The 12,122-nt window shown below is 68.1% G+C and carries 9 protein-coding genes; 3 read left to right on the top strand and 6 right to left on the bottom strand.

The genetic code is table 11. The features are described 5' to 3' along the window. Nucleotides 1-11 precede the first annotated feature (11 nt). Nucleotides 12-836 carry an alkaline phosphatase family protein gene (locus BM013_RS42220; protein WP_371280793.1) on the top strand — a complete coding sequence of 275 codons (825 nt, stop codon included), beginning with the start codon at nucleotides 12-14 and terminating at the stop codon, nucleotides 834-836. A gap of 27 nt (nucleotides 837-863) precedes the next feature. On the opposite strand, the gene BM013_RS23885 is transcribed toward BM013_RS42220, so the two are convergent. From BM013_RS23885 to BM013_RS23875, 3 genes are all read right to left on the bottom strand, one after another. Further along, complete coding sequence (locus BM013_RS23885; protein WP_093130136.1) at nucleotides 864-3,005, bottom strand: DUF4135 domain-containing protein; 2,142 nt, start codon at nucleotides 3,003-3,005, stop codon at nucleotides 864-866. A gap of 8 nt (nucleotides 3,006-3,013) precedes the next feature. Beyond that, nucleotides 3,014-3,481 carry a type III secretion system chaperone gene (locus BM013_RS23880; protein WP_177225550.1) on the bottom strand — a complete coding sequence of 156 codons (468 nt, stop codon included), beginning with the start codon at nucleotides 3,479-3,481 and terminating at the stop codon, nucleotides 3,014-3,016. A gap of 212 nt (nucleotides 3,482-3,693) precedes the next feature. Further along, entirely contained in the window at nucleotides 3,694-5,994 is a 2,301-nt protein-coding gene (locus BM013_RS23875) for an NADP-dependent malic enzyme (protein ID WP_093130134.1), read from the bottom strand. Between the two features lie 217 nt (nucleotides 5,995-6,211). On the opposite strand from BM013_RS23875, the gene BM013_RS23870 reads away from it, so the two are divergent. After that, nucleotides 6,212-7,549 (top strand): NAD(P)/FAD-dependent oxidoreductase, encoded by a 1,338-nt coding sequence (locus tag BM013_RS23870; RefSeq protein ID WP_093130334.1) that lies wholly within the window; start codon nucleotides 6,212-6,214, stop codon nucleotides 7,547-7,549. Nucleotides 7,550-7,561: 12 nt separating this feature from the next. On the opposite strand, the gene BM013_RS23865 is transcribed toward BM013_RS23870, so the two are convergent. From BM013_RS23865 to gcl, 3 genes are read right to left on the bottom strand one after another with little or no spacing between them, the layout of a single operon-like run. Beyond that, nucleotides 7,562-8,470, bottom strand: a complete 909-nt coding sequence (locus tag BM013_RS23865; protein WP_093130133.1) for a 2-hydroxy-3-oxopropionate reductase — start codon at nucleotides 8,468-8,470, stop codon at nucleotides 7,562-7,564. Nucleotides 8,471-8,493: 23 nt separating this feature from the next. After that, nucleotides 8,494-9,279, bottom strand: a complete 786-nt coding sequence (hyi, locus tag BM013_RS23860; protein WP_093130132.1) for a hydroxypyruvate isomerase — start codon at nucleotides 9,277-9,279, stop codon at nucleotides 8,494-8,496. Between the two features lie 17 nt (nucleotides 9,280-9,296). Further along, nucleotides 9,297-11,090: a glyoxylate carboligase gene (gcl, locus tag BM013_RS23855; RefSeq protein ID WP_093130131.1), complete on the bottom strand. Its 1,794-nt coding sequence runs from the start codon at nucleotides 11,088-11,090 to the stop codon at nucleotides 9,297-9,299. 111 nt (nucleotides 11,091-11,201) lie between these two features. Between gcl and BM013_RS23850 the strand changes: the two genes are divergently transcribed. After that, a complete protein-coding gene (locus tag BM013_RS23850) occupies nucleotides 11,202-12,104 on the top strand; it encodes a LysR family transcriptional regulator (RefSeq protein WP_093130130.1) in 903 nt (300 codons plus the stop codon). Nucleotides 12,105-12,122: the final 18 nt, after the last annotated feature.

Here is a 12,122-nt window from a genome sequence, read left to right as displayed (position 1 = left end):
GCAACAAGCACGTGCTGCTGATCGGCATCGACGGTCTGCGCGGCGACGCGATCCAGTGCCAGGGCTGCGCGCAGACACCCGCAATGTCGGCACTGATCGCGGGCGGCGCATTCCACGGCAACGTGCTGGCCGGAGGCCCGCTTCAGGACACGGTCAGCGGACCGGGTTGGAGCACGGTGTTCACCGGCTTCTGGGCCGACAAGCATGGCGTGACGAGCAACAACACGAGCCTGAGCCTGAACAAGCCGCATGTGTTCGACCTGATCAAGCAAGCCTGGCCAACGGCCACGACGGCGGTGGTGGCCGACTGGGAAAACCTCACGACCAACCTGCGCCCCAAGAACGCCAACTTCGTCGTCAGGAACGGCGCGAAGAATTCGCAACAGGCCACCAATACGGTGAAGGAATGGCTGAGCTGGACGAATGCGCCCACGGCCATCTTCTATTACCTGCACAACGTCGATAGCCACGCCGCCAGCTACGCGCCGCTCAACGCCTTCTATCAAAGCAAGATCGTCGGCGAGGACCAGCAGATCCAGCAGGTGCTCAATGCGCTGGTTGCACGGCCGAACTACGCCAACGAAGAGTGGCTGATCGTCGTCACCTCCGATCACGGCGGCCTCAACAGCGGCCATGGCGGGCAGTCGGCCGGCGAAAGGGACACGCTGCTCATCATGAACAACAACTACCGCAATCCCCTCAAGACCAGCTATTGCCGGGGCAACCTCAGCGGCACCACGATGCTGCAGGCCGATGGCGCGACCCCGCACATCCTGGATTTCCTGGGGCGACCCAACAACACCGAGGGGCACAAGAACCCCAGTTGCAGGAACTGACGGCGAAGGTGCGGGCCCGGTGTCTGCCTACAGCAGCGTGCCCATGCTCACCTTCATCTGCGTGACGGTTGCCGGCTGCGTCAGGATGTCGTTGATGCGCGCCAGCGAGTCGCCCATCCCGTCGTAGCCGAACACATGGCCCGGGTCCGGAACCACGTGGGCGCCGTTGTGGTCGTGGTGGAAAACGTTCTGCACGTTGCCAAGCTGGCGCGTGAAGTAGGCCACGTCGCCCACGGCGAAGTCGCTGCGCGCGATCGCGGCGAAACGCGTCTGCACGTCGGCCAGCGCGTAGGCCTGGTCGACGTCGGACACGATGAAGGTGCCCGCCACCGCCTGTTCGGGCGACCGGTCCGGGTTGAGCTTGCGGACCTCAAGGGTGTTGAGCTGCGTCATCGTCGTGACGGGGTGGTAGCGCACGCCGAAGCCGGCGAAGTGGTTCTGCAACAGCTGGGTCAGCGCGAGGTTGTCCACGGGCTGCGCGAAGGTGTCGATGATTTCGTCGAAGCCCGCCTGCGCGGCGGCCTGGAAGGCCGCGCCGTTCGCCACGTCGTCGAGCCTGGCGATGTGCCCGTTGAGCCGCACGAAGTTCGAGGTGTCGCTGGCAGCCGCGTGGGCACGCGGCACGAACGCGCCGCCGCCGCCGACGGTGAACGGCAGCTGGAACGCGTTCTCGTCGTGGCTGATCAGCGCGCGGTCCAGGCCCGTGGTGCCTACGCTCGGCGCGGCGCCGCCGCGATCGAGCACCGAGCGGCTGAACGCGATCTCCAGGTCCGTCATGTGGGGCCGCAGCCCCGACACGATGAAGTTGCCATGGTGCAGGTCCGTCACGCCCAGCATGTAGGCCACCGCCGCCTGCCGGCCCATGTCGCGGAAGTAGCCTGTCGCCGCCGGCACGTTGGCCGCGCAGTCGAAGTCGGCGGGCTGGTGCGACAGGTGCTCGACGAAGGCGTATTCGTCGTGCGCCACGCCGCCAAGCAGGTAGCGGTAGGTCGGGATCGTGCCCGCGCCCAGCGCCGTCTGGTTCACGACGTCGGCGACGCTGGCGGCCACGTTGCCCACGCCCGCCTCGCCCGCGATGAACGCATCGACGCGGCAGTCGCGCGGCTTGTAGACCACCGGCTGGGCGGGGAAGTTGGCGAACTCCAGGATCATGACGCGCTGGCCGCCGTGGTGCGGGTCGCTGTCGGTCACGCGCAGGTTCACGATGTCGCCCGCGGGAACCGCGCCGAAGAAGGTCGCCTCGATGGCGACACGGTCGGCGGTCACACGGCCCAGCACCGAATTCACGTTGCCGGCGAAGGCGGACATCTCGGTGTCCAGCGCATGCAGCAGGCTTGGGTTGGCGTTCAGCATGCCCGGCACGTCCGCCGCCAGTTGCGTGGCCAGCACGTCGTGGTTCGGCGCGCCGCGCGAAAGCATCATCATGCCGATGTGGTTGTCCAGCGATTCGGCCAGCTTGCCCGCCATCTGCGTGAGCAGCGGGCAGTTGGGACGCGGGTCGGCCGCGATGCAGGCCGGTGCCATGTTGGCCAGCGCGGCCTGCAGGAACGGCTCGTACAGCGGCTGGCGCAGCGCGTTCGGCGAGACCATGTTGGCCACGGCGTGGTTGACGGCGAGCATCGCGTTCACGTCGGCGGCCACAGGGCTGGCCGCCATGCGTGTCGCTTCGCGGTCGATCGCCGCGGCACCCGTGGCCGTGTAGGCGGCGACCACCTGCGCGCCCGCGGCGCCGCTGAAGATGCTCGCCTGCAACGGTCCTGCGGGCATGGCGCGAAACATCTGCGCTTCGCGCGCCTCGAGCTTCTGGAGGCCGAACGCGCCGACCGCCGCGTGGGGTGCGAGCGCCGCGTCGCGGCCGACGGCGATGCCCGCCGGCCCGATCGCCGCGCGCACGTCGTGCGCCGACAATGGCGTGTTGTTGACCTGGGCCGGCGTGAACACGCGGTTGGCGATCACCGCGCCGAACTGGTTGGTCAGCATGTTCGCGAAGTCCTGGCGCACAGCCAGGTTCTGCGCCTGCAGCGTGACGTTGCGGGTGAAGAACAGCGACACGCTGTTCAGGAAGCCCGGCGCCGGTGCACGCAGCGCGGTGCCGGCGTGGGACAGCGTGACGCGCGGCGCGGTGCCGGCCGCGACGGCGGCGAAGGGGACGATTCCGACGGGTGGCATGTGCGACCTCAGCCGTAGATCAGGCCCTGTGGCCCCACGCCGCCTGGCGCGGCGTGCGCCTCGGCCGCGCGCGCCAGTTCTTCGACGCGCGACTGCCAATCGCCCGCGAGGTCGATCATCCAGCCCAGCAGCGCCGGCACGTCTTCCTGCGCCAACTGGCTGCCCGGTGCCTGGTAGGCCAGAACGACCGTGTGGCCGTCCTGTGCGAGCGACAGCGTCGCGCCGCCGGTCTGCTCCCAGAAGAGATTGGCGCGCAACAGCGCGGCCAGCGCACCGGCACGGTCCACCGCTTCCTGCAGCGAGCCCACCGGCGCGAAGAAGACGACCTGCGAGGAGGGCTCCGACCAGCCGATGTTCACGACCAGCTTGTCGTCGATCACCAATTGGCAGGTGCCGTCGGCATCGGGCTGGAGGTCGGGCAGGCCGACGGCGGCGCGAAGGGCCGCGAGGACGGTTTCGAAATGCGGATGAATCACGTCAGGCTCCGTTGCTGCAGGAGCCGGTGAGTAACCGCGCGGGGGCGCCGGTTCCATTTGCCACACTCGAAAAATCGGGGCTAGAACCTTCGGCCTCATGTGCCAGGGCAGCCTGGCTGCGCATGCGGGTGGCGCCGCGCGCGGACAGAAAGAAAGAACGCTCGGCCGTCGCGCCGCCATCCGGGCGAGGGCGGCAGCAGCCGGGCCCGGCCTTACTTGTCGACCGTCACCTTGGCCACGGCCAGCGCGGTCATGTTCACGATCCGGCGCACGGTCGACGAAGGCGTCAGCACATGCGCCGAGCCCGCGCCACCGAGCAGGATCGGGCCCACGGTGATGCCGTTCGCGCCCGTCATCTTCAGCACGTTGTAGAGGATGTGGGCCGAGTCGAGGTTCGGGCACACCAGCAGGTTGGCTTCGCCGCTGAGCGTGGTTTCCGGCAGGGCGGTGCGGCGCACTTCCTCGGACAGCGCCGAGTCGCCGTGCATCTCGCCGTCGCATTCGATGTCGGGCGCCATCTGCGCGAACAGATCGCGCGCCAGCCGCATCTTGCGCGCCGAGGCGCGGCTCGACGTGCCGTAGTTCGAGTGCGAGAGGAAGGCCACCTTGGGCGGCAGGCCGAAGCGGCGCACTTCCTCGGCCGCCATCACCGCGATGCTGGCCAGCAGTTCGGCGCTCGGGTCTTCGTTCACGTTGGTGTCGGTGATGAAGACCGTGCGCTTCTCGAGCGTGAGCGCGTTGAGCGTCGCGAAGCCCGGGGCGCCGCGCTTCAGGCCGATCAGGTTGCGGATGTGCTCCAGGTGCACGTCGAAGCGCCCGACCAGACCGCAGATCATCGCGTCGGCGTCGCCCAGTTGCAGCATCAGCGCGGCAATGGTGGTGTTCGAGCGGCGCACCATGGTCTTGGCGGCTTCCGGCGTCACGCCGCGGCGGCCCATGATCTTGTGGAAGCTCTCCCAGTAGGTGCGAAAGCGCGGATCGTCCTCGGGGTTGACGATCTCGAAGTCGGTGCCCGTGCGGATGTGCAGGCCGGCTTTCTGGATGCGCGCCTCGATCACGGCGGGGCGGCCCACCAGGATCGGGCGGGCCAGGCCTTCGTCGACCGCCCACTGGGCCGCGCGCAGCACGCGCTCGTCTTCGCCTTCCGCGTAGGCCACGCGCTTGGCGGTGGCGATCTTGGCGGCGCTGAACACCGGGCGCATGAACATGCCGGTCTGGTAGACGAAGCGCGTCAGGTGCTGGCGGTAGGCCTCCATGTCCTCGATGGGGCGCGTCGCCACGCCGGAGGCTGCCGCGGCGGCGGCCACCGCCGGCGCGATGCGCAGGATCAGGCGCGAGTCGAAGGGCTTCGGAATGATGTAGTCGGGGCCGAAGGCCAGCTCCTGGCCGGCGTAGGCGGTGGCCACCTCTTCGCTGATGTCGGCCTTGGTCAGGTCGGCGATCTCGCGCACGCAGGCCAGCTTCATCTCTTCCGTGATCTTGGTGGCGCCGCAATCGAGCGCGCCGCGGAAGATGTACGGGAAGCACAGCACGTTGTTGACCTGGTTCGGGTAGTCCGAACGGCCGGTGGCGATGATGCAGTCGGGCCGCACGGCCTTGGCCAGCTCGGGGCGGATCTCGGGCTCGGGGTTGGCCAGCGCCAGGATGATGGGCTGCGTGCCCATGGTCTTGACCATCTCGGCCGTCATCACGCCGGGGGCCGAGCAGCCCAGGAACACATCGGCGTCCTTCACCACGTCGGCCAGGGTGCGGGCGCCGGTGTCTTTCTGGGCGTAGCGGGCCTTGGACTCGTCGAAACCGCCTGCGCGGCCCATGTAGATCAGGCCCTTGGAGTCGCAGGCGTAGATGTTGGCGGGCTTGGCGCCCAGGCCGACCATCACGTCCAGGCAGGCGATGGCGGCGGCGCCGGCGCCCGACACGGCGATCTTCACGTCCTCGATCTTCTTGCCCACCAGCTCCAGGCCGTTGAGCAGCGCGGCGGCCGAGATGATGGCCGTGCCGTGCTGGTCGTCATGGAACACCGGGATGTTCATGCGCTCGCGCAGCTTCTTCTCGATGTAGAAGCACTCGGGCGCCTTGATGTCTTCCAGGTTGATGCCGCCCAGCGTGGGCTCCAGCGCCGCGATGATGTCGACCAGCTTGTCGGGGTCGTTCTCGGCCAGCTCGATGTCGAACACATCGATGCCGGCGAATTTCTTGAACAGGCAGCCCTTGCCTTCCATCACCGGCTTGGCGGCCAGCGGGCCGATGTTGCCCAGGCCCAGCACGGCCGTGCCGTTGGTGATGACACCCACCAGGTTGCCGCGCGCCGTGTATTCGTTGGCCAGCGACGGGTCGGCCTCGATGTCCAGGCAGGGATAGGCCACGCCCGGCGAATAGGCCAGCGACAGGTCGCGCTGGTTCAGCAGGGGCTTGGTCGGGGTGACCGAGATCTTGCCCTTGACGGGCGAGCGGTGGTATTCGCGCGCTGCCTCGCGAAGTGCTTCTTCTGCGGGGGAAAGGGGTGCAGCCATGAAAGTCTCCTTTTTTCCAGACGGGCAACGAGGCTACCGCAAAAGCGCGGGTTGTTCTCGCAGGGGAAATGCCGAAAACGCCTGACCTCATCACTTTGGTGGGGCAGGGCGCCGGTTCGCTAAACTCCGCGGCTGTTAACCATAGTCAAACAAGGTTAACAAAGCCACACGTCAACCACATCACAGAACGACAGCGGAGGGGCAGCGCATGAGCGGCATGAGTCACGGACCTTTCACCACCACCGACCCCGACGTCGTGGTCATCGGCGGAGGCCCTTCGGGCTCCACGGTGGCCGCGCTGCTGGCGGACAAGGGGCACGACGTGGTGCTGATCGAGAAGGCGCAGCATCCGCGCTTTCACATCGGCGAGTCGCTGCTGCCGATGAACATGCCGCTGTTCGACCGCCTGGGCGTGCGCAGCGAGGTCGAGGCCATCGGCATCAAGAAGCACGGCGCGGAGTTCGTCTCGCCCTGGCACGACCACACCAGCCACTTCGACTTCGGCGAGGCCATGGACAAGAGCTTTCCGTACGCGGTGCACGTGCGCCGCTCGGAATTCGACGAGCTGCTGTTCCGCCACGCCGGCAAGCGCGGCGCGCGCACCTTCGAGGGGCAGCGCGTCACGGGCGTGGACATGGACGCCGACAAGAGCGCCGACAAGCGCCCGCTGCTCAAGGTGAAGGCCGACGACGGCACCGAGACCACCTGGCGCCCGCGCTTCGTGATCGACGCCAGCGGGCGCGACACGCTGCTGTCGAACCAGTTCGACGCCAAGCGCCGCAACCGCAAGCACGCCAGCGCGGCGCTGTTCGGCCATTTCGAGAATGCCGAGCGCCGTCCGGGCCGCTTCGAGGGCAACATTTCGCTGTTCTGGTTCGACCATGGCTGGTTCTGGTACATCCCGCTGAAAGACGGCACCGTGAGCGTCGGCGCGGTGGCCTCGCCGGCCTACTTCAAGAACCGCAAGGGCTCGCTCGAAGAGTTCCTGATGGAGACCATCGCGCTGGCGCCCAAGCTGGCCGCGCGCCTGAAGAACGCCACGCTGATGGAAGGCGCCACCTCCACCGGCAACTACGCCTACGACTCCGCGTTCTGCCGCGGCGACCGTTTCATGATGGTCGGGGACGCCTACGCCTTCGTCGACCCGATGTTCTCCTCGGGCGTGTACCTGGCGATGAACAGCGGCTTCGAGGCCGCCACCGCGGCCGACCACTGGCTCAAGGGCGACATGAAGGAAGCCGAGAAGGCCTTCCGCCACTACGAGAAGGTGATGAAGCACGGGCCGAAGATGTTCTCGTGGTTCATCTACCGCATCACCTCGCCGGCCATTCGCCGCCTGTTCATGGCGCCGCGCAACGTCTGGCGCATGCAGGAGGCGCTGCTGTCCATCCTGGCCGGCGACCTGTTCCGCGACACGCCCATCGCGCCGCGCTTCTGGGGCTTCAAGGTGACGTACTACGTCTCCTGCCTGGGCATCCTGCCGCAGGCCGTGAAGACCTGGGCATGGCGCCGCCGCAACCTCAAGGAATCCCTCGAGGCGGCGGCGAAGACCTGAACGGCCTGGGGGTCAGTCCGGGCTGACCGTGTGCTGGGCCAGCGCTTCGAGCGCCTTGACCAGCGCCGAGTGGTCCAGCTGGCCGTAGCCCAGCGCCGCGCAGGCGTTCATCAACTGCGCCGCGTTGGCCGTCTGCGGCAGCGCCACGCCCAGCGTGCGCGCGCTCTGCATCGCCAGGTTCAGGTCCTTCTGGTGCAGCGAGATGCGAAAGCCCGGCGCGAAGGTGCGCTTGATCATGCGTTCGCCGTGCACCTCGAGGATGCGCGAGCTCGCGAAGCCGCCCATCAGCGCCTGGCGCACCTTGGCCGGATCGGCGCCGGCCTTGGAGGCGAACACCAGCGCCTCGCTCACCGCCGCGATGTTCAGCGCCACGATGATCTGGTTGGCCACCTTGCAGACCTGGCCGTCGCCCGCGCCGCCCACCAGCGTCACGTTCTTGCCCATCCTGTCGAGCAGCGGCTTCACGCGCTCGAAGGTGCCTTCGTCGCCGCCGCACATGATCGTGAGGCTCGCGGCCTTGGCGCCCACCTCGCCGCCGGAGACCGGCGCGTCGATGTAGCCGGCGCCCAGCGCGGTGATGCGGCGCGCGAAGTCCTTCGTGGCAATCGGGTCGATCGAGCTGCAGTCGACCACCACCTTGCCGCTGGAGCCCTTCAGGCCGGCGGCCACGCCTTCGGAGCCGGGCGCGCCGAAGAGCACTTTCTCGACGTCGGGCGTGTCGGGCACCATGATGAAGACGATGTCGGCCTGCCGCGTCACCTCGGCCGCCGAGGCGCAGATGGTGGCCTTCGACACGAAGGGCTCGGGCGTGTTGCCGTGCGTGTTCACGAACAGCTGGTGGCCCGCGTCGAGCAGGTGGCCCGCCATGGGCGCGCCCATGATGCCGAGGCCGATGAATCCGATTTTTTGCTGGGTTGCCATGTCTCTGTGTCCTTGTTCAACGTTCATTGCTTTTGCGTGAGGGCTTCGCGCCAGCCGAGGCCTTCCACCGTGGTGGCGCGGGGCTTGTATTCGCAGCCGATCCAGCCGTCGTAGCCCAGCGCATCGATGTGCTGGAACAGCCACGGGTAATTGATCTCGCCCGTGCCCGGCTCGCCGCGGCCCGGGTTGTCGGCCAGCTGGATGTGGCCGATGCGCGGCAGGTGCTTGCCGAGCGTGTTGCCCAGCTCGCCTTCCATGCGTTGCGCGTGGTAGATGTCGTACTGCACGCGCAGGTTGGCCGAGCCCACCTCGTCGACCAGTGCCAGTGCCTGGTCGGTGCGCGTGAGAAAGAAGCCCGGAATGTCGAAGGTGTTGATGGGCTCGATCAGCAGGCGCAGGCCCGCCGCCTCGAGCTCGCGCGCGGCCAGGCGCAGGTTGCCCGTCACGGTGCGCTTCACCGCCTGCGCATCGGCGCCTTCGGGCACCTTGCCGATCAGGCAGTTGACCTGCGGACAGCCCAGCGCCGTGGCGTAGTCGATCGCCATGCCGATGCCTTCGGCGAACTCGCCCGTGCGCTCGGGGTGGCAGGCGATGCCGCGCTCGCCCTTGTCCCAGTCGCCGGCGGGCAGGTTGTGCAGCACCTGCTGCAGGCCGTTGGCGCGCAGGGCGGCGGCCAGTTCCTTCTTCTCGAAGGCGTAGGGGAACAGGTACTCCACGCCCTTGAAGCCCGCCTTGGCGGCGGCTTCGAAGCGTTGCATGAAGGGCAGCTCGGTGAAGAGCATCGTGAGGTTGGCTGCGAACTTGGGCATGTGTTTCCTTCGGGGTCTCAGTCGAGCATCGCCACGGCCAGCGCGGTGGGCGCGTCGGCGGCGCTCTCGGCCAGCGGCTCGAATTCGTTGATGGCGTCGATCTCGGTGCCCATCGCGATGTTGGTCACGCGCTCCAGCATCACCTCGATCACCACCGGCACCTGGAACTCGGCCATCAGCGCCTCGGCGCGCGCAATGGCGGGCGCCATCTCTTCCTGCTTGCGCACGCGGATCGCCTTGCAGCCCAGGCCCTCGACCACCTTCATGTGGTCCACGCCGTAGCTGCTCTCGATGCCCGCGTCGGGCGCCGCGTTGATGTTGTCGAACGCGAGCTGCACGCAGTAGTCCATCTCGAAGCCGCGCTGCGCCTGGCGGATCAGCCCGAGGTAGGAGTTGTTGACCACGATGTGGATGTACGGCAGCTTGAACTGCGCGCCCACGGCCAGCTCTTCGATCATGAACTGGAAGTCGTAGTCGCCCGAGAGCGCGACGATCTTGCGCGTGGGGTCGGCCGCGCGCACGCCCAGCGCGGCGGGAATGGTCCAGCCCAGCGGGCCGGCCTGGCCGCAGTTGATCCAGTGGCGCGGGTTGTACACGTGCAGGAACTGCGCCGCCGCGATCTGCGACAGGCCGATGGTGCTCACGTAGCAGGTGTCGCGGTCCAGGTGGTTGTTCATGCACTGGTACACGCGCTGCGGCTTCATCGGCACGTCGGCGAAGTTGGTCTTGCGCAGCATGGTCTTCTTGCGGTCGCGGCATTCGCCGGCCCACTGCGCGCGGCTGGGCAGCTTGCCCGCGGCCTTCATCTCCTCGGCCACTTCGACGAACAGCTGCAGCGCGGCCCTGGCGTCCGACACGATGCCGAAGTCGGGCGTGAACACGCGGCCGATCTGCGTGGGCTCGATGTCCACGTGCACGAAGGTGCGGCCCTTGGTGTAGACCTCGACCGAGCCCGTGTGGCGGTTGGCCCAGCGGTTGCCGATGCCCAGCACGAAGTCGCTCGCCAGCATGGTCGCGTTGCCGTAGCGGTGGCTGGTCTGCAGGCCGCACATGCCGGCCATGAGCGGGTGGTCGTCGGCAATGGCGCCCCAGGCCATCAGCGTGGGAATCACCGGCACGCCGGTGGCTTCGGCAAAGCGCACCAGCAGGTCGGCCGCATCGGCGTTGATGACGCCGCCGCCGGCCACGATCAGCGGCCGCTCGGCCGCGTTGAGCATGGCGATGGCCTTCTCGGCCTGGGCGCGCGTGGCGGCCGGCTTGTAGGGCACGAGCGGCTCGTAGCTGTCGATGTCGAACTCGATCTGCGCCATCTGCACGTCGAAGGGCAGGTCGACCAGCACCGGGCCGGGGCGGCCCGAGCGCATCAGGTGAAAGGCCTGCTGGAACACCTGCGGCACCTGGCCGGGCTCGCGCACCGTGACCGACCACTTGGTGACGGGCTTGGAGATCGACTCGATGTCCACCGCCTGGAAGTCTTCCTTGTACAGCCGCGCGCGCGGCGCCTGGCCGGTGATGCACAGGATGGGAATGGAGTCGGCCCAGGCCGAGTACAGGCCCGTGATCATGTCGGTGCCCGCCGGGCCCGAGGTGCCGATGCACACGCCGATGTTGCCGGCCACGGCACGGGTGTAGCCCTCGGCCATGTGCGAGGCGCCCTCGACGTGGCGCGCCAGGATGTGCGCGATGCTGCCGCGCTGGCGCAGCGCGGAATACAGCGGGTTGATCGCCGCGCCCGGCACGCCGAAGGCCTGCGTCACGCCTTCTTTTTCCATCACCAGCACCGCGGCCTGGATCGCTGTCATCTTTGCCATTGAATGTCTCCTTGAGGTGCTCCCACTGTAGGAAGCGGGGCGCGTTCGAAGAAGACGGCTGCGGACCATAAAACCTATTCCATGGCGGAATAAGTGACTACGATGCGGGCCATGGACAGACTGTTGGCAATGGAAATGTTCGTGCGCGTGGTCGAGACCGGAAGCTTCTCGAAGGCGGCGCGCGAGTTCAACACCACGCAACCCACCGTGACCAAGCAGGTCGCGGCCACCGAGGCGCGGCTGAAGGTGCGCCTGCTCAACCGCAACACGCGCGGCGTGAGCCTCACCGAGCCCGGCGCGCTGTACTACGAGAAGTGCAAGACCATCGTGCGCGAGGCCGAGGAGGCCGAGAGCATCGTGCAGCTGCGCCAGAACCAGGCGCAGGGCCTGTTGCGCGTGGGCACGTCGGTGGCGTTCGGGCGGCGCGTGGTGGTGCCGCTGGCGCTCGAGTACATGCGCCGGCACCCGCAGGTGCAGCTCGACCTGAGCTTCGAGGACCGCTACGTCGACCTCATCGCGCAGGGCGTGGACGTGGCCATCCGCATGGGCAAGCTGGCCGATTCGTCACTGGGCGCGCGCTACCTCGGCGCCAACCCGTGGGTCATGGTGGCCTCGCCCGCGTACCTGAAGAAGCACGGCACGCCCCGGCGCGCGCAGGACCTGAGCGCGCACGTGGCGCTCATCTACAGCAGCGTGGTGGGCGACGAGTTCTGGCGCATGCACACGCCCAAGGGCGACGCGGTCACGGTGCCGGTGTCGGGGCGCTTCCGCTCGAACAACCTGTCGGCCGTGCTGGCCGCGGCGCGCGACGGGCTGGGCATTGCGCTGATGCCGCGCTACGTGGCCAGCGACTCGCTGGCCGCGGGCAAGGTGCGCGAAGTGCTCGGCGACCATGCGCTGCCCGAGCAGGAGATCCACGCCGTGTTCCCGTCGCCCAAGCTGGTGCCGGGCAAGGTGTCGGGCTTCGTCGCGTTCCTGCAGGGGCGTTTCGACGAGGGGTGGTGGGCCGCCTGAGGGGTGCGATGGGCCCTG

It is taken from the genome of Variovorax sp. OK605, assembly GCF_900115445.1.
Classification (GTDB): domain Bacteria; phylum Pseudomonadota; class Gammaproteobacteria; order Burkholderiales; family Burkholderiaceae_C; genus Variovorax.
Note: the sequence above shows the minus strand (reverse complement) of the source record. Positions and strands in the feature narration are given on the sequence as shown.

Bases quoted from the DNA above. Each gene is read 5' to 3' on its own strand.
- gcl (WP_093130131.1), bottom strand. From the start codon at position 11,090: ATGGCAAAGATGACAGCGATCCAGGCCGCGGTGCTGGTGATGGAAAAA.
- BM013_RS23865 (WP_093130133.1), bottom strand. From the start codon at position 8,470: ATGGCAACCCAGCAAAAAATCGGATTCATCGGCCTCGGCATCATGGGC.
- BM013_RS23875 (WP_093130134.1), bottom strand. From the start codon at position 5,994: ATGGCTGCACCCCTTTCCCCCGCAGAAGAAGCACTTCGCGAGGCAGCG.
- hyi (WP_093130132.1), bottom strand. From the start codon at position 9,279: ATGCCCAAGTTCGCAGCCAACCTCACGATGCTCTTCACCGAGCTGCCC.
- BM013_RS23870 (WP_093130334.1), top strand. From the start codon at position 6,212: ATGAGTCACGGACCTTTCACCACCACCGACCCCGACGTCGTGGTCATC.
- BM013_RS23850 (WP_093130130.1), top strand. From the start codon at position 11,202: ATGGACAGACTGTTGGCAATGGAAATGTTCGTGCGCGTGGTCGAGACC.
- BM013_RS23885 (WP_093130136.1), bottom strand. From the start codon at position 3,005: ATGCCACCCGTCGGAATCGTCCCCTTCGCCGCCGTCGCGGCCGGCACC.